This window comes from Bradyrhizobium sp. 155 (assembly GCF_023101105.1).
Classification (GTDB): Bacteria; Pseudomonadota; Alphaproteobacteria; order Rhizobiales; family Xanthobacteraceae; genus Bradyrhizobium; species Bradyrhizobium canariense_D.
This window is the reverse complement of record NZ_CP064704.1, coordinates 5,884,825-5,901,698: the sequence shown is the minus strand read 5'-3', so window position 1 is coordinate 5,901,698 and position 16,874 is coordinate 5,884,825. Positions and strand designations below refer to the sequence as shown.

Sequence of the window (16,874 nt, the reverse complement as noted above, 5' to 3'; positions counted from 1 at the left end):
ACTTGAGGCCATCGCCGTGACCGGACTGACCCATCGCCAAGCCGAAATCCTCAACATCGCGCGAGCCTCGGGCCGCGTCATGGTCGAGGAGCTGGCGCGCCGGTTCGAGGTCTCGGCGCAGACCATCCGCAAGGATCTCAACGACCTCTGTGAGCGGCGCTCGCTGACCCGCATTCATGGCGGCGCCATCATCGCATCCGGCGTCGAAAACCTCGCCTACGAGGCGCGGCGCTTCGTCGCCGCCGACGAGAAGAAGGCGATTGGAGCCGCGGCCGCCTCGCTGATCCCGAACGGCTGCTCGCTCTTCATCAACATCGGCACCACGACCGAGGAGGTCGCGAGCGCGCTGACCTCGCACGAGGACCTCCTCGTTATCACCAACAATCTGAACGTCGCCATGCTGCTCTATCGTCATCCCCGCATCGAGGTGGTGGTCGCCGGCGGCACGGTGCGGCGCGCCGACGGCGCGGTGGTCGGCTCGACCGCGACGCAGCTGATCGGCCAGTTCAAGGTCGACTATGCCATCATCGGAGCGTCCGCGATCGACGAGGAGGGCGCGCTGCTCGACTTCGACTATCGCGAGGTGCAGGTGGCGCAGGCCATCATCGCCAACGCCCGCAGCGTCATGCTGGTCGCTGATTCCACCAAGCTCCGGCGCAGCGCGCCGGTCCGCATCGCGCATATCAGCCAGATCCAGACCTTCGTCACCGACCAGGAATTGCCAGAGCGCCTCGCCACCATCTGCCACGGCAAGGGCATCGAGGTGATGGCCGCGATGCCGAAGGGGGCGGACGTCGATGAGGCTCAGGCCGAGGCACAAGAAGCGCCCGAGGCCGCGCCGGTGGTGCGGCTGAGGTAGGACTATGGGTTGTCCCACGGGTTCAGCAGCGGCACGCCGAATACCGCAAAATCCTTCACATTGCGCGTGACGAGCATGAGGTTGTTTGCCAGCGCGGTCGCGGCAAAGAAGCCGTCCATGACAGACAATGCGAGACCGCTTCTGCGACTCTGAGCCATCAGGTCACCCCAGCGTTCCGCGACCGCGTGGTCGATCGGCAGTGTGCGCCCGGCAAAACGCTCCGGCAGATCGCGGGCAAGCCAGGCGGCCAGTGCTGCACGGCGACGGCCGTCCTCCAGCAACGCGATGCCGCGACGAAGCTCGGCGATCGATGCCGCGCTGATGAACGCACGATCCTCGTCGATCGTATCAAGCCATGACAAGACTTTCGGCGAAGGGGCGGGCCTCTGGACCTCCGACAACACGTTGGTGTCGAGCAGTAGATTCACGGCAGCTCGTCGTGCGGCGCGTCGTGAACGCGTTCAAGCTCGAGGTCGCCGCTGCGCAGCGGCGAAGCCAGCAGGAATTCGGCCAAGGTACCTTTGCGCGCCGTCTTGCGCGCCCATTCCTCGACGGAAACGATCACCGCGTTGGGCTTGCCGTGTCGGGTGATGATTTGCGGGCCGGCTTGGGCACGATCGATCACCTCGGAGAGCCGGGCCTTGGCGTTGGCAAGCGTCCACGAGTCCGTCGCTGGTGAATCTGGTGCAGTGTGTTCCGTCATGCAAACAACGACCAATATGACTATTCTTACTAATAAGGGTCATCGACGACTTTTCAAGAGCAATAATGCCGCTCAAATCCCTCCTGAACTGCCTATTTCGCCCCCCGTGTGCCCGCTTAAAAGTTCCGCTTTCACTTCGTTTCTCTCCTCTTTCATCTTGCTTTCGTTTTCTGGTGTGATCTAATCAAAAGCGAAAGTAACCGCTCGATTGAACGGGCGGTCGCCGGGGGGATGCGTCTGTTGGATCGTATTTTCGACCTCGCCATTATCGGAGGCGGTGTTAACGGCTGCGGCATCGCGCGCGACGCGGTGGGCCGCGGCAACACGGTTTTCCTGTGCGAAATGAACGATCTGGCGAGCGGGACGTCGTCCTGGTCGACCAAGCTGGTGCATGGCGGCCTGCGCTATCTCGAATATTACGAGTTCCGGCTGGTTCGCGAGGCGCTGATCGAGCGCGAGATTCTCTGGGGCATCGCGCCGCACATCATTCGCCCCCTGCGTTTCGTTTTGCCGCACCATGCGGGCCTGCGGCCAGCCTGGCTGCTGCGCCTCGGCCTCTTTCTCTATGACCACATCGGTGGCCGTCATCTGTTGCCGGCGACGCGCTCGGTTGACCTCCGACGCGACGAGGTCGGCCGCCCGCTGATCCCGAACCGCTACGGCCGCGCGTTCGAATATTCCGACTGCTTCGTCGACGACGCCCGTCTCGTCGTGCTCAACGCACGCGATGCCGCCGACAAGGGCGCCGAGATCCGCACCCGCACTCGCGCGACGGATATCAAACAGTCAGACGGCATCTGGACCGTCAGCATGATCGACACGCTGACAGGCGCGCGCTCGTCGATCCAGGCCCGTGCGGTTGTCAATGCCGGCGGGCCCTGGGTCGAGGATGTGCTCGGCCGCGGCGCCGGCGTCAACGCGAAAGCCAAGGTGCGCCTGGTGCAGGGCTCGCACATCGTCGTGAAAAAACTCTACGACCACGACCGCGCCTACATGTTCCAGAATGCAGATGGCCGCATCATCTTCGTCATTCCCTATCAGGACGATTTTACGCTGATCGGCACCACCGACCGCGACTATGACGGCGATCCCGCCAAGGTGAAGGCGACGGCCGAAGAGATCCAGTATCTCTGCACGGCGGCGAGCGAATATCTGGCCAAGCCTGTCACGCCCGATGACGTGGTTTGGACCTACTCCGGCGTACGTCCGCTCTATGACGACGGGGCCAGCGAAGCCAAGGCCGCGACGCGCGACTATGTGTTCGAACTCGACACGCCCGGCGGCGTGCCGCTGCTGTCGATCTATGGCGGCAAGATCACGACCTATCGCCGTCTCGCCGAGGAGGCGCTGGAGCGGCTCGCGCCCTATCTTCGCAGTGCGAAAGCACGCGAAGGCTGGACCGGCAAATGGCCGCTGCCCGGCGGCGACATGGGCGTGTCCGATGTCGACGGCCTGATCGCCGAGCTTCAGCGCGGCTATCCTTTCCTCAGCCACGAGCATGCGCGGCGCCTGGCGCGCGCCTATGGCACGAGGGCGATCAAGCTGCTTGGGGATGCGAAATCGGCGGTCGATCTCGGCCAGGCCTTCGGTGCGACGCTGACCGAGCGCGAAGTCCGCTATCTCATCGCCAACGAATGGGCCGTCACCGCCGAAGATATCGTCTGGCGCCGTTCCAAGCTCGGCCTGCGACTAAGTGCCGACGAGATCGCGGCGCTGGACGACTGGATCAGGACCCACGCCGTGCAGCAAAGTCCCCTGCTGGAAGCCGGAGGACGCTCATGACGGTGACACTCGATCACGTGACCCGGACTGTCGACGGGGTCCCACACATCCGCGACGTCTCGCTGACGCTCGAGAGCGGCACGCTCAACGTGCTGCTCGGGCCGACGCTGTCGGGCAAGACCTCGATCATGCGGCTGCTCGCTGGCCTGGACAAACCGACATCGGGCAAGCTGCTGGTCAACGGCAAGGACGTCACCGGGGTCGACGTGCGCCAGCGCTCGGTCGCCATGGTCTATCAGCAGTTCATCAACTACCCCTCGCTGTCGGTCTACGAGAACATCGCTTCGCCTTTGCGCGTGCAGGGCAAGCCGCGCGCCGAAATCGAGGCGCGCGTTGCGGAAGCCGCCCGGCTGCTCCGGCTCGAGCCGTTCCTGAAGCGCACGCCGCTCCAGCTTTCCGGCGGCCAGCAGCAGCGAACTGCGATGGCGCGCGCGCTGGTGAAGGGCGCCGACCTCGTGCTGCTCGACGAGCCGCTCGCCAATCTCGACTACAAGCTGCGCGAGGAACTGCGCACCGAGCTGCCGCGCATCTTCGAGGCCTCCGGCGCGATCTTCGTCTATGCCACCACCGAGCCGACCGAGGCGCTGCTGCTCGGCGGCAACACGGTGTGCATGTGGCAGGGAGAGGCGCTCCAGATCGGCGAGACTCCAAAGGTCTACCGTCATCCGCAGACCTTGCGGGTCGCGCAGGTGTTCTCCGATCCGCCGCTGAATCTCGTCGGCATCGAGAAGAAGAACGGTTCCGTGCAATATGCGGGCGGCATTGCCGCGCCGGCGTCCGGTCTCTATTCCTCGCTCGCGGACGGCGCCTATCGCGTCGGATTTCGCGCCCATCAGCTCGCACTTGCCAATGGCGAGACTGACCGCCACGCCTTCCATGCGACGGTAACGGTGACCGAGATCACCGGTTCGGAGAGTTTCGTGCATCTGACCCGCGACGGATCGAACTGGGTGGCGGTGCTGCACGGCGTGCACGAATTTGAGCCCGGCCAGACGCTCGATGCCGTGCTCGATCCCAACGACGTGTTCGTTTTCGATGCTGCCGACCGGCTGGTCGCGGCACCCGGTCCCATAGCGTTTTCAAGCGAAGTGCCGAGCGGTTCGCGTGAAGAAAACGCGTCAAAGAAAAAAGCCTGAGGGGGATGCGACATGGCCCGCATTGACCTCGTCGATCTCGCCCACTCCTACGGCGGCAATGATGCCCCGCAGGACAGCTTTGCTCTCAAGCCTGTCACCATGACCTGGCGGCAGGGCGGCGCCTATGCGCTGCTCGGGCCGTCCGGCTGCGGCAAGACCACGCTGCTCAACGTCATCTCCGGCATCATCACGCCGTCGCGGGGGAAAATCCTGTTCGACGGCGAGGACATCACACCGCTGTCAACCCAGAAGCGCAACATCGCCCAGGTGTTCCAGTTTCCGGTGATCTACGACACCATGACGGTGGGGCAAAATTTGGCGTTCCCTCTGAAGAACCGCGGCGTGCCGAAGGCTGAGATCGACAAGCGGGTCGCCGAGATCGGCCGCTTGCTCGACCTCGAGCCCTATCTGAACCGCAAGGCGACGCGGCTCACGGCCGATGCCAAGCAGAAGATCTCGCTCGGCCGCGGCCTGGTACGCTCCGACGTTGCCGCCGTGCTGTTCGACGAGCCGCTCACCGTGATCGACCCCGAGCTGAAATGGCAGCTCCGCTCCAAGTTGAAGGCGCTGCATCGCGAGCTCGACCTGACGATGATCTACGTCACCCACGACCAGACCGAGGCGCTGACCTTCGCCGACACCGTGGTGGTCATGCATGACGGCCGCGTGGTGCAGAGCGGCACGCCGGCCGAGTTGTTCGACAAGCCGGCGCACACGTTCGTCGGCTATTTCATCGGCTCGCCCGGCATGAACATCCTGCCGGCCGAGGTGAGGGGCCGTGAGGCCAAGATCGGCGGTCATGTGATCGCGCTCAACCGCAGCTACGACAAGCTGCCTGCTGGCGCGAAGATCGAGATCGGCGTCCGTCCGGAATTCGTTGAGGCCGTCGCGCCGGCGCCCGGCCTGCTCAGTGCGAAGATCGAACGCGTCGACGACCTCGGCCGCATCCGCTTCGCGCGCGCGCGGCTCGGTGACGCCAAGCTCGCGGCGCGCGCGCCGGCCGGCTTCACCAGCCCGGACGGCACGGCCGGCCTGAAATTCGATCCGTCGCACGTCCACGTCTATGCCGACAGCCTTCTGGTGGAGGGAGCCGCCTGATGGACAAGACTATCAACCAAAAAGCCTGGTTCCTGGTGCTGCCGGTGTTCCTGGTCGTCGCCTTCTCGGCAGTGCTGCCGTTGATGACGGTGGTGAACTATTCGATGCAGGACACCTTCGGCAACAACCAGTTCTTCTGGAACGGTGTCGGCTGGTTCAAGGAATTGCTCGATCCTTCGACCGACCTCGGCGGCCGCTTCCTGGCTTCGCTCGGCCGCAATCTGTTCTTCTCGCTGGTGATCCTCGCGATCGAGGTGCCGCTCGGCATCGTCGTCGCGCTCTCGATGCCGCGCCAGGGCTGGACGGTTGCGGCCTGCCTCGTCATCCTCGCGTTGCCGCTGCTGATCCCGTGGAACGTGGTCGGCACGATCTGGCAGATCTTTGGCCGTCCCGACATCGGCCTGCTCGGCTATGTCCTCAATGCGACCGGCATCGATTATAATTACGTCTCCAACGACATCGACGCCTGGGTCACGGTCATCGTGATGGACGTCTGGCACTGGACCAGCCTGGTCGCGCTGCTGTGCTATGCCGGACTTAAGTCGATCCCGGAGGCTTATTACCAGGCGGCGCAGATCGATGGCGCCTCGCGTTGGGCCGTGTTCAAGGCGATCCAGCTGCCGAAGATGAACCGCGTGCTGCTGATCGCGGTGCTGCTGCGCTTCATGGACAGTTTCATGATCTACACCGAACCGTTCGTGGTGACTGGTGGGGGGCCCGGCAATTCGACGACTTTCGTGTCGATCGAGCTGGTCAAGATCGCGCTCGGCCAGTTCGACCTCGGCAAGGCCGCCGCGCTGTCGCTGGTCTACAACCTCATCATCCTGATCGTCTGCTGGATCTTCTACACCGTCATGACCAACGCCGGCAGCGATCGGAAGCCGCAGGAAGGAGCCGTGTGATGCACTCGATCCCCGGCCGTCGCCTCATCATGGCGCTGTTTTTGATCTTCCTGCTGTTGCCGATCTACTGGCTCGTCAACATGAGCTTCAAGACCAACGCCGAGATCGTCTCGACGATGACGCTGTGGCCGCACGCGCCGACGCTCCAGCACTACAAGCGCATCTTCACCGATGAGAGCTGGTATTCCGGCTATATCAACTCGTTGGAATATGTCGTCCTCAACACCATCATCTCGATCTCGGTGGCGCTGCCGGCGGCCTACGCGTTCTCGCGCTACCGTTTCCTCGGCGACAAGCATCTGTTCTTCTGGCTGCTCTCGAACCGCATGGCGCCGGCCGCGGTCTATGCCCTGCCGTTCTTCAATCTCTATTCGGCGATCGGGCTGTTCGATACGCCCTGGGCGGTCGCGCTCGCGCACTGCATCTTCAACGTCCCGCTGGCGGTGTGGATCCTGGAAGGCTTCGTCTCCGGCGTGCCGCGCGAGATCGACGAGACCGCCTTCCTCGACGGCTATTCCTTCCCGCGCTTCTTCATCAAGATCCTGGTGCCGCTGATTGCGAGCGGCATCGGCGTCGCCGCCTTCTTCTGCTTCATGTTCTCCTGGGTCGAGCTGCTGCTCGCGCGCACGCTGACCTCGGTCTCGGCCAAGCCGATCGCGGCGATCATGACGCGCACGGTGTCGGCTGCGGGCATGGACTGGGGCCTGCTGGCGGCAGCCGGCGTGCTGACGATCATCCCGGGCGCACTCGTGATCTGGTTCGTCCGCAATTATATCGCGAGCGGTTTCGCGCTCGGTCGGGTCTAGGGAGGCATCAAATGGAATGGATTGCATGGATGGCCTGGACGCCGCCGACGGCGATCTTTTTTGTCGCGCTCGCCTGCACGCTGGCTGTGATGACCTGGCTCGGGGTGGCTTATCCCGAAGCCGAGCGCGTCGGCGTGCTGCGCATCCCGACCACGCGCGGCGACCGCCTGTTCATCTCCCTGATCACGGCGGCGGTCATCCACTTGCTGTGGATCGCCTTCGCCGGCACCGACCCCCTCGCCACGCTGCCGATCGGCGAGGACGGAGTTGAAATTTCGCGCCTTTGGATCGCATCAGGAATTTCGCTGGCCACGGCCGTACTCATTTTCCGCACGGTCTAGCCCGCGAAGGAACGGCCAGATCCGGGACCAACCCGGGCCTGTAAAAAGTTTGTCGCTGCAACGGAGGAATAACATGCGGCAGTTTAGGAGAAGGGAACGTCCATTGACCAAGAATAGCTTTCTGACGATGTCCAGCGTCGCCGCCATCGTCGCGGTGTCGCTGGCCGTCTCGGCGCCGGTGCGCGCCGCCGACGACGCCGCGATCCAGAAGTGGATCGCGGAATTCCAGCCCTCGACGCTGTCGAAGGAAGACCAGAAGAAGGAGCTGGAGTGGTTCGCCAAGGCCGCCGAGCCCTTCAAGGGAATGGAGATCAACGTGGTCTCCGAAACCATCACGACCCACGAATATGAGTCGCAGACGCTGGCCAAGGCGTTCTCCGAGCTCACCGGCATCAAGCTCAAGCACGACATCATCCAGGAAGGTGACGTCGTCGAGAAGCTGCAGACCCAGATGCAGTCCGGCAAGAACGTGTACGACGGCTGGATCAACGATTCCGATCTGATCGGCACCCACTTCCGCTACGGCCAGACCATCGCGCTGTCGGACTATATGACCGGCGAGGGCAAGGACGTCACCGACCCCATGCTCGACGTCAACGACTTCATCGGCAAGTCGTTCGGCACGGCGCCGGACGGCAAGCTCTATCAGCTGCCCGACCAGCAGTTCGCGAACCTTTACTGGTTCCGCTACGACTGGTTCACCAACGCCGACTACAAGGCCAAGTTCAAGGCCAAGTATGGCTACGAGCTCGGCGTGCCCGTGAACTGGTCAGCCTACGAAGACATCGCCGAGTTCTTCACCAACGACATCAAGGAGATCAACGGCGTCAAGGTCTATGGCCATATGGACTATGGCAAGAAGGACCCGTCGCTCGGCTGGCGTTTCACCGACGCCTGGCTGTCGATGGCCGGTAACGGCGACAAGGGCATCCCGAACGGTCTGCCGGTCGACGAATGGGGCATCCGCATGGAAGGCTGCCGTCCGGTCGGCTCCTCGGTCGAGCGTGGCGGCGACACCAACGGTCCGGCCGCGGTCTACTCGATCACCAAGTACCTCGAGTGGATGAAGAAGTATGCTCCGCCGCAGGCCCAGGGCATGACCTTCTCCGAGTCGGGTCCGGTGCCGGCGCAGGGCAACATCGCCCAGCAGATGTTCTGGTACACCGCCTTCACCGCCGACATGGTGAAGCCGGGCATCGCCGTGATGAACGCGGACGGTACGCCGAAGTGGCGTATGGCTCCGTCGCCGCACGGTTCGTACTGGAAGGAAGGCATGAAGCTCGGCTACCAGGATGCGGGTTCGGCGACGCTGCTCAAATCGACTCCCCCGGATCGCCGCAAGGCGGCCTGGCTCTATCTCCAGTTCATCGTCTCCAAGACGGTGTCGCTGAAGAAGAGCCATGTCGGTCTCACGTTCATCCGTGAATCCGACATCTGGGACAAGTCGTTCACCGAGCGTGCGCCGAAGCTCGGCGGCCTGATCGAGTTCTACCGCTCGCCCGCGCGCGTGCAGTGGACCCCGACCGGCAACAACGTGCCCGACTATCCGAAGCTGGCGCAGCTGTGGTGGCAGAACATCGGCGATGCGTCGTCCGGTGCCAAGACGCCGCAGGCCGCGATGGACTCGCTTGCCGCGGCCCAGGACTCCGTCATGGAGCGTCTGGAGAAGTCGGGCGTGCAGGGCGCCTGCGGTCCGAAGCTGCACAAGAAGGAGTCGGCCGAGTTCTGGTTCGCCAAGGCCCAGAAGGACGGCACGATTGCCCCGCAGCGCAAGCTCGCCAACGAGAAGCCGAAGGGTGAGACGGTCGACTACGACACTCTGATCAAGTCGTGGCCGGCACAGCCCCCGAAGCGCGCTTCGCTGCAGTAAGGCACATCAGCATAACGACGAAAGGCCGGGAGCAATCCCGGCCTTTTTTCTTTTTATTGTCGTGGATTTTGCTTCCACACGTCATTGCGAGCGAAGCGAAGCAATCCAGAGTCTTTCCACGGAGGTAGTCTGGATTGCTTCGTCGCTTCGCTCCTCGCAATGACGGAGGATGGAGCGACAACGACGCCTTATTCCGCCGGCTCAGCCGCCAGCGTCGGATAGTCCGTGTATCCCTTCGCGCCGCCGCCGTAGAACGTGTTCTTGTCCCAGTCGTTCAGCGCCGCGCCCTGCTTCAGCCGCTCGACCAGATCGGGATTGGAGATGAACGGCTTGCCGAAGGCGATGAGATCGGCCGCGTTCGCCTCGAGCACCTTGGCAGCGAGGTCGAAATCATAGCCGTTGTTGGCGATGTAGGCGCCGGGGAAGCGCTTGCGCAGGCCTGCATAGTCGAACGGCGCGATGTCGCGCGAACCGCCGGTGGCGCCTTCGACGACATGGAGATAGACGAGCTTGAGCGCGGCGAGGCCGTCGACGATATGGTCGTACAAGGCTTGCGGGTTCGAATCCGAGATGTCGTTGGCCGGCGTCACCGGCGAGATGCGGATGCCGGTGCGATCAGCGCCGGCCTCGGCGACGACGGCCCTGGAGACCTCGAGCATCAGCCGCGCGCGGTTCTCGATCGAGCCGCCATAGGCGTCGGTACGCTTGTTGGTGCCGTCCTTGGCGAATTGCTCGAGCAGATAGCCGTTGGCGCCGTGGATCTCGACGCCATCGAAGCCGGCTTCGAGCGCATTCTTCGTGGCGCGCCTGAAATCGTCGATGATGCCTGGAATTTCGGAGAGCTCGAGCGCACGGGGCTCGGAGACGTCGGCGAAAGTGCCGTTGACGAAAGTCTTGCCCTTGGCGCGGATCGCGCTCGGCGCCACCGGGGCTGCGCCATTGGCCTGAAGGTCGACATGCGAGATGCGGCCGACATGCCAGAGCTGGATGAAGACCTTGCCGCCGCGCTGATGCACCTGATCGGTGACCGTGCGCCAGCCGGCGACCTGGTCCTTTGAGTAGATGCCGGGGGTGTCCTGGTAGCCTTGGCCCTGCTGTGAGACCTGGCTCGCTTCGGTAATCAGAAGCCCCGCCGAGGCACGCTGGGCGTAATAGTCAGCGGCGAGCGCGCCCGGTACGAAGGTGCCGGGAACGGCGCGGTTGCGCGTCAGCGGCGCCATCACGAAACGGTTCGCCAGCGTGATCGGGCCGAGCTTGTAGGTCTCAAACAATTTGGTCGAACGGCTCATGAGAATGCTTCCAGGCGGTGAGAGATCCGGAACACTTGTGCATTGCGGCAATCAGCGCAAGGGAGGAGCCATACAGAAACTGCAGGCGAGATGCGCAGCCGAGCCGCGCAGCATAAAGCATGTGCAATTTCAGCCGCAGCAGCAGATTGGATCTCCCGCCGCGGCCGTCTGAATAATCGCCTTTCAGTTCGCGCCGAGGAAATCGCGCTTGCCGATCTCGACGCCGGCGTGGCGCAGAAGGCCGTGGGCGGTTGCGGCGTGGAAATAGAAGTTCGGCAGCGAGAACGCGCTCAGGAATTGCTGGCCCTTCATGGTGATGGACTTGTCGGGGCCGGCCGGGAAGGTGACGTCCTTGGTGTCGGCGCCCTCGAACTGCTCGGGCTTGAACGATTTCACGTAGTCGATGGTCTTCGCCAGGCGCTGCTTCAACTCCGCAAAGCTGGTCTCGGTGTCCGGTGTGGAGGGCACGTCGCTATGGGTCAGCCGGGCGCAACCTTTGGCTGCGAAATCGCTGACCAGCTGGATCTGCTTCGAGAGCGGCAGCATGTCCGGAAACAGGCGGGAGCCCAGCAGGACGCTGGGGTCGACCTTCTTGGCCGCACAATGCGCTTCGGCTTTCGTGAGCAGGCCGATCAGGCTGTTCAACATTTGCAAATAGGCAGGAACGACGGCGTCGTGGAAGGACATGTGATGCTCGCTTCAAAAGTGGGAAATCTCAGGAGAAACCTGAGTTACTCACATGGGAACGTCATGGAAAAATACAATCGCCGGAGGGGCTTGTGCAGTGCGAAAATTCTACCGAGCGGGCTGTGGTGCTATCGGCGTCATACCCTCGTGTCATCGCCCGGTTGACCGGGCGATCCAGTACTCCGAGCAGCTGTGATTGAAGGCCGCAGCGTACTGGATGCCCCGCTTTCGCGGGGCATGACAGCGATCCTGGTGCTTACCGGATCGTCCCCACTGGCTGCGCCTGTGCCGTGCCCCCACGCATGCGAGCGAGCAGTTCGGCCGAAGGCCAGGAATCGGCCGGCAGACCGTATTTGATCTGCATCGCCTTCACCGCGGCGCGGCTTTGCTGGCCCAGCACGCCGTCGACCTTGCCGACATTGAAGCCAGCCTGGACCAGAAGCTGCTGCAATTGCTTGAGCTCGTTGAATGGCAGCTGCGCGACCGGTGTGGACGGCTTTCGCATCGGAGCCGCGCCCGCGATGCGGGTGGCGAGATAGCCCGCGGTGGTCGAATAGATCAGCGAGTTATTCCACTCGGTGTAGGCCGCGAAATTCGGGTATGCCATGAAGGCCGGACCGAAGCGTCCCATCGGCAGCAGCACGGAGGCCGCGAGATTGTCGTTCGGCAGCGGCCGGCCGTCGGGATAGGTAACCCCGAGCTGCGCCCATTTTGAGCGCGGCAGCTGCACCGTGAGGTCGGTCTGATCCCACGGCAGGTTCTGCGGCACCTTGATCTCCTCCAGCCACGGCTCGCCGCGCCGCCACTTCAAGCCGTTGGCGATGTAGTTCGCGGTCGAGCCGATCACGTCGTCCTCGCTGCGGAGGAGATCGCGTCGGCCGTCGCCGTCATAGTCGACGGCATAGTTGACGTAATGCACGGGCAGGAACTGGGTCTGACCGAGCTCGCCGGCCCAGGAGCCGACCATCTCGTCCGGTTGCAGGTCGCCCCGGTCGATGATCTTCAGCGCGGCGATGGTCTCGTTCACGAACATCTCCGAGCGGCGGCAATCATAGGCCAGCGACACCAGCGATTTCAGTGTCGGCAGATTACCCATGTTGACGCCGAAATCGCTCTCCAGTCCCCAGAACGCGGCGATCACTGCCGGCGGCACACCGTATTCCTTTTCCGCGCGTGCGAACGCGGCCGCATGTTGCTTGATATGTTGCTGGCCGTTCTGCATGCGATAGGGCGCGGCCATGCGGCCGGCAAATTCGGTGAAGAGCTGGCCGAACACGCGCTGGCCGCGGTCGCGATTGACGATGCCCTGGTCGTAGACGAGGTAAGGCGAGGCCGCCGCGATCGTCCGCTGCGACACGCCGGCGGCAACGGCCTGCTGTTTCACGTCGACCAGGAAGCGATCGAAGTTCGCCCCGTTATGGCACGACGCCGCGCGCGGCGAGGGCCCAGTGGCCCTGGGAGCCGCGGGCTTTGCCGGCGGCGGCGCGAACTGGGCAGAGGCGGGAAGGGCGAGCGTGAGCAGGGCGGCGGCCGCGATCGCAAATCGGGTCTGGAGCATGAGGTTTCCGCAAGGGGAGGAGACGCTTGGATTCTCGGCCAAGCTTAATGGAACGATTGACCTCAAACCAGTGCCGCGGCTCCGCGACGCACCTTGAAACCTTGCGGGCGGGCCGGGGTCATCCCTACCTCATGCTCGCCGGCCCGCAACGCCTCCAGCGGCTACGGCCGGCCTCGGGAGACGGCCATGAATTATCTTCGTACCGCAATGCTGCTCGCAGGCCTCACCGCCCTGTTCATGGGCGTCGGCTATCTGATCGGCGGTGCCGGCGGCGCCATGATTGCGCTCGTCATTGCCGCGGCGACCAATCTCTTCACCTACTGGAACTCCGACCGGATGGTGCTGTCCATGTATGGCGCCCATGAGGTCGACCGCAGCAGCGCACCGGAGCTGGTCGGGCTCGTGGCCGAGCTAGCGGCCCGCGCCGGCTTGCCGATGCCGCGCGTGTTCCTGATGGACGAGCCGCAGCCCAACGCGTTTGCCACCGGGCGCAATCCCGAGAATGCCGCGGTTGCGGTCACCACCGGGTTGATGCACCAGCTCAGCCGCGAGGAGCTTGCGGGCGTGATCGCGCACGAGCTCGCTCATATCAAGCACCACGACACGCTGCTGATGACTGTGACCGCGACCATTGCCGGTGCGATCTCGATGCTGGCGCAGTTCGGCATGTTCTTCGGCGGCAACCGCGACAACAACGGCCCGGGCATCGTCGGCTCGATCCTGATGATGATCCTCGCCCCGATCGGCGCCATGCTGGTGCAGATGGCGATCAGCCGCACCCGCGAATACGCCGCGGACAATCTCGGCGCACGCATCGCCGGTCAGCCGATGTGGCTGGCATCGGCGCTGGTGAAGATCGAAAGCGCGGCGCATCAGGTCCCGAATTTCGAGGCGGAACGAAATCCAGCCACCGCGCACATGTTCATCATCAATCCGCTGTCGGGCCACGGCGTGGACAATCTGTTTGCCACCCATCCCTCGACGCAAAATCGCATCGCGGCGCTTCAGCAGCTCGCAGCCGAGCTTGGTGCGCAGGCGTCGCCGTCGGTCGGCGCCAATGAGAACTATCCGCCGCGGAGCCCGTGGGGCCGCTCCTCCTCGCGCGGGCCTTGGGGCTGACGCAGCAGCGGCTCTAATTTGCACGCTTTGTGACCTGTCGCACACAGGACGGTCCCGGCCGGTGTTAACACCCTGCCGTGACAGTTCCTGCGAAAGGGGATGCGTGGCCGGCCCTCTGCCTGCCACCGTCGAAGATGACCAAAGCTGCAGTACCATTGTTGATCGTCGTGGGCGTGCTGATTGGCCTGTCCACGCACACCGTCGTCAATTGCGGAGACGAGGACGAGCCCGACATCTGTTCGGCGGTGATCGGCTTCTCGCCGCTGCGCGGCTCGCTGATCGCGTTCGCCTATGAGGGGCGCGGACGGATCGCGTTGCGCCACGGCGACTGGCGGCGGGCGATCGCGGATTTCGACGAGGCCATCCATCTCAATCCCAACCGTGCCTCGCTCTATCGCGATCGGGCGCTGGCGCGCCGGCAGAACGGCGACCTCGAACTTGCCATCGAGGATTACGACGAGGCGATCGCGCATGATCCCAGGCACGCCGCGCCCTATCACCAGCGCGGTCTCGCGCTCGCGGCCGCCGGCGATCTCGATCGCGCGATCCTGAGCTACAACACCGCGGTCCGCCTCGACCCCTCCGATGCGCAGCCTCGGCTCGATCGCGGCCTCGCCTTCCTGGCGCGTGGCCAGGCGAATGAAGCGCGCGCCGATTTCGAAGCCGCGCTGGCGCTGCCCGCCGGCAAGGATGCCCGCACCCGCGACGCGGCACGCGCAAAACTCGCTGAACTCGCGAGCGCCGAGCCGACCCGGCTCGCCGCGCCAGGGCGGTAGAGATATCTAGAGCTGCGTGCGCCGCTGCAACCCTCTCCCCTTGTGGGAGAGGGTGGCTCGCCGCGAAGCGGCGAGACGGGTGAGGGGTATCTCTCCGCGCGTGAGTCTGCTGCAGTTGAATTCGCGGAAACCACCCCTCGTCCGGCGCTTCACGCCACCTTCTCCCACAAGGGGAGAAACCGAAGTCCATAGCGACCTATACAGACCCATACAGCTCACATAACTCATTGTGTTTGCTTATCTTATTCCTATTCAGGTACGATGGGTGCCATCCCGACCCACCCCCATTTTGGGGACATTTCGAGGGACACCATGGCCCGCCGCACCCGCTCTTCATTTCTGGAAAACCGTACTGTGCGCTTGAAACTCGCGACACGTAAGAAGCCATACACCGCGCTGATCGCGCCCGGCATCTTTCTCGCATATCGTCGCAACACTGGTCCCGGCACGTGGTCGGTGAAGTGCCATGGCTGGCTCAAGCGGTTCGGTCTCGCCGACGACCACGAAGACGCCAACGGCGAAAGCGTCATGTCATATTGGCAAGCGCTGGAGCGCGCCAAGATGTTGGCGCGTGCCGGCGAAGGCAACACCGAGCAGCCGATCAGTGTCGCCGAGACCATCAATGCATATGAAGCCGATCTCGAAACTCGCGGCGGGCGCAAATACAACGCCACCCAGCTCCGCCTACATCTGACCGACGCCTTGAAGAGCAAGGCGGTCGCACTGCTGACCGAGCGGGAGCTGCGCGACTGGCGCGCCGGCTTGGTCAAGGCCGGCCTAAAGCCCTCATCCGCCGATCGCATCGGCCGTTCGCTCAAGGCCGCGCTCGCGCTGGCTGCCAGGAACGATAAGCGCATCACCAATGCCGCCGCATGGAAGAATGGCCTCAGGAAGCTGCCCGATAGCGAGGTCGCTCGCAACGTGATCCTGCCCGATCAAACCGTCGCCGCGCTGGTTACCGGGTCGTATGATGAGGATCGTGACTTCGGCTTGCTGATCGACGTTCTGGCCGAGACCGGCGCTCGTGAAAGTCAGGTGTTCAAGCTGACGCCAGCCGATTTGCAGGATCATCTGAACGCGGCGCGCTTGATGATGCCGACCAGCCGCAAGGGCAAGAACCGCAAGATCGAATATCGGCCGCTGCCGATCTCGACACGGTTGGCTAAGGCGCTGCGTAAGCAGGTTGCCGGCCGGGCCGGGCATGATTCGATGTTCGACAAGATGTGGAACTTGGCGACGAGCTTCCGTCCGGTCGTCGAAAGTCTCGGGCTTGGCCCGGAGGTGACGCCCTATGCTCTGCGGCACTGTTCGATCGTCCGGCACCTGCTGAAAGGCGTGCCGACCCGCGTTGTTGCCGCTCACCACGACACATCCGTCGCGATGATCGAGAAGAACTACAGCCGGTACATCATTGGCGATCCAAGTGAATCGCTGACGCGGGCGGCGTTACTCGATCTCGAGACGAGCGTCACATCCAGCACGAGGTGCCGTGCCGCTTGAGGCTTCTCTTCATTGTGGTGCTGTGACCATCCACGCCTGACGCTGAGTGTCTTTTCGAACAGTTCCTGATCTTAAAGGTGTCTTATCGAGCAGCGCGTTCCTTGCTGTTGCAGACAAATGCAAACGCGGCGTTATTAATACTGCTCCTCATGAGGTGAAGTCACCTGACCTCACCCCAAATTATAGGAGCATACTGATGCACTTTCCGATGCGACCGAACGGTCCGGATGACGCCGACGCCTACAGTGTTGACGAGTTTTGCGCGCGTAATCGGATCAGCTCGCAGCTCTTCTATAAATTGAAGCCGAAGGGCCTGATGCCCGCGACGTTCAACGTCGGCAGGCGCGTGCTGATCTCGCGCGAGGCTGCCGCAGCGTGGCGTCGTGCTCGCGAGAATGTGGCGTAGCCGGCAGCCAGCGTCGCGTAGTCGCTGAAAAGGCGGCCTGCC

General features: G+C 63.6%; 17 protein-coding genes. 12 read left to right on the top strand and 5 right to left on the bottom strand.

All coding sequences use genetic code 11. The features are described 5' to 3' along the window. Nucleotides 1–16 precede the first annotated feature (16 nt). A complete protein-coding gene (locus IVA93_RS28545) occupies nt 17–859 on the top strand; it encodes a DeoR/GlpR family DNA-binding transcription regulator (RefSeq protein WP_018454986.1) in 843 nt (280 codons plus the stop codon). A 2-nt stretch (nt 860–861) separates the two neighbouring features. Here the strand turns inward: IVA93_RS28545 and IVA93_RS28540 are convergent, their stop codons facing one another. Both IVA93_RS28540 and IVA93_RS28535 read right to left on the bottom strand, forming a co-directional pair. Next, nucleotides 862–1,287 (bottom strand): type II toxin-antitoxin system VapC family toxin, encoded by a 426-nt coding sequence (locus tag IVA93_RS28540; RefSeq protein ID WP_018454985.1) that lies wholly within the window; start codon nt 1,285–1,287, stop codon nt 862–864. Then, nucleotides 1,284–1,562: a type II toxin-antitoxin system Phd/YefM family antitoxin gene (locus IVA93_RS28535; RefSeq protein ID WP_018454984.1), complete on the bottom strand. Its 279-nt coding sequence runs from the start codon at nt 1,560–1,562 to the stop codon at nt 1,284–1,286. Before IVA93_RS28535 ends, IVA93_RS28540 begins: the two co-directional genes overlap by 4 nt. Nucleotides 1,563–1,793: 231 nt before the next feature. Between IVA93_RS28535 and glpD the strand changes: the two genes are divergently transcribed. The 7 genes from glpD to IVA93_RS28500 all read left to right on the top strand — a co-directional run bounded on the left by glpD (nt 1,794) and on the right by IVA93_RS28500 (nt 9,497). After that, nucleotides 1,794–3,344 carry a glycerol-3-phosphate dehydrogenase gene (gene glpD / locus IVA93_RS28530; RefSeq protein ID WP_085361305.1) on the top strand — a complete coding sequence of 517 codons (1,551 nt, stop codon included), beginning with the start codon at nt 1,794–1,796 and terminating at the stop codon, nt 3,342–3,344. Continuing rightward, nucleotides 3,341–4,480, top strand: a complete 1,140-nt coding sequence (locus IVA93_RS28525; RefSeq protein WP_018454982.1) for an ABC transporter ATP-binding protein — start codon at nt 3,341–3,343, stop codon at nt 4,478–4,480. Before glpD ends, IVA93_RS28525 begins: the two co-directional genes overlap by 4 nt. 12 nt (nt 4,481–4,492) lie before the next feature. Continuing rightward, the gene (locus tag IVA93_RS28520) at nt 4,493–5,578 is read left to right on the top strand and encodes an ABC transporter ATP-binding protein (RefSeq protein ID WP_018454981.1); all 1,086 of its coding nucleotides are present in this window, start codon (nt 4,493–4,495) and stop codon (nt 5,576–5,578) included. Beyond that, nucleotides 5,578–6,480, top strand: coding sequence for a carbohydrate ABC transporter permease (locus IVA93_RS28515; protein ID WP_018454980.1), 903 nt, complete (start codon nt 5,578–5,580; stop codon nt 6,478–6,480). Before IVA93_RS28520 ends, IVA93_RS28515 begins: the two co-directional genes overlap by 1 nt. Next, the gene (locus IVA93_RS28510) at nt 6,480–7,286 is read left to right on the top strand and encodes a carbohydrate ABC transporter permease (protein ID WP_018454979.1); all 807 of its coding nucleotides are present in this window, start codon (nt 6,480–6,482) and stop codon (nt 7,284–7,286) included. The genes IVA93_RS28515 and IVA93_RS28510 overlap by 1 nt, the downstream gene beginning before the upstream one ends. Nucleotides 7,287–7,297: 11 nt before the next feature. Then, complete coding sequence (locus tag IVA93_RS28505; protein WP_018454978.1) at nt 7,298–7,627, top strand: DUF2160 domain-containing protein; 330 nt, start codon at nt 7,298–7,300, stop codon at nt 7,625–7,627. A 127-nt stretch (nt 7,628–7,754) separates the two neighbouring features. Next, a complete protein-coding gene (locus IVA93_RS28500; RefSeq protein ID WP_039799251.1) occupies nt 7,755–9,497 on the top strand; it encodes an ABC transporter substrate-binding protein in 1,743 nt (580 codons plus the stop codon). A gap of 188 nt (nt 9,498–9,685) precedes the next feature. Here IVA93_RS28500 and IVA93_RS28495 read toward each other — a convergent pair whose 3' ends face one another. The 3 genes from IVA93_RS28495 to IVA93_RS28485 form a co-directional block, all read right to left on the bottom strand. Next, nucleotides 9,686–10,786 (bottom strand): alkene reductase, encoded by a 1,101-nt coding sequence (locus IVA93_RS28495; RefSeq protein ID WP_018454976.1) that lies wholly within the window; start codon nt 10,784–10,786, stop codon nt 9,686–9,688. Between the two features lie 183 nt (nt 10,787–10,969). Further along, nucleotides 10,970–11,473: a DUF1993 domain-containing protein gene (locus IVA93_RS28490; protein WP_018454975.1), complete on the bottom strand. Its 504-nt coding sequence runs from the start codon at nt 11,471–11,473 to the stop codon at nt 10,970–10,972. Nucleotides 11,474–11,729: 256 nt separating this feature from the next. Beyond that, nucleotides 11,730–13,031 carry a lytic murein transglycosylase gene (locus IVA93_RS28485; protein WP_247366961.1) on the bottom strand — a complete coding sequence of 434 codons (1,302 nt, stop codon included), beginning with the start codon at nt 13,029–13,031 and terminating at the stop codon, nt 11,730–11,732. A gap of 186 nt (nt 13,032–13,217) precedes the next feature. Here IVA93_RS28485 and htpX point away from each other — a divergent pair, with 186 nt between their 5' ends. The 4 genes from htpX to IVA93_RS28465 all read left to right on the top strand — a co-directional run bounded on the left by htpX (nt 13,218) and on the right by IVA93_RS28465 (nt 16,832). Then, nucleotides 13,218–14,150: a zinc metalloprotease HtpX gene (gene htpX / locus IVA93_RS28480; protein ID WP_026232852.1), complete on the top strand. Its 933-nt coding sequence runs from the start codon at nt 13,218–13,220 to the stop codon at nt 14,148–14,150. 134 nt (nt 14,151–14,284) lie between these two features. Continuing rightward, a complete protein-coding gene (locus IVA93_RS28475; protein ID WP_026232851.1) occupies nt 14,285–14,926 on the top strand; it encodes a tetratricopeptide repeat protein in 642 nt (213 codons plus the stop codon). Nucleotides 14,927–15,238: 312 nt separating this feature from the next. Further along, on the top strand, nt 15,239–16,426 hold the full coding sequence (locus IVA93_RS28470) for a site-specific integrase (RefSeq protein WP_018454179.1): 1,188 nt from the start codon (nt 15,239–15,241) through the stop codon (nt 16,424–16,426). Nucleotides 16,427–16,622: 196 nt separating this feature from the next. Then, entirely contained in the window at nt 16,623–16,832 is a 210-nt protein-coding gene (locus IVA93_RS28465; RefSeq protein ID WP_018454180.1) for a hypothetical protein, read from the top strand. Nucleotides 16,833–16,874: the final 42 nt, after the last annotated feature.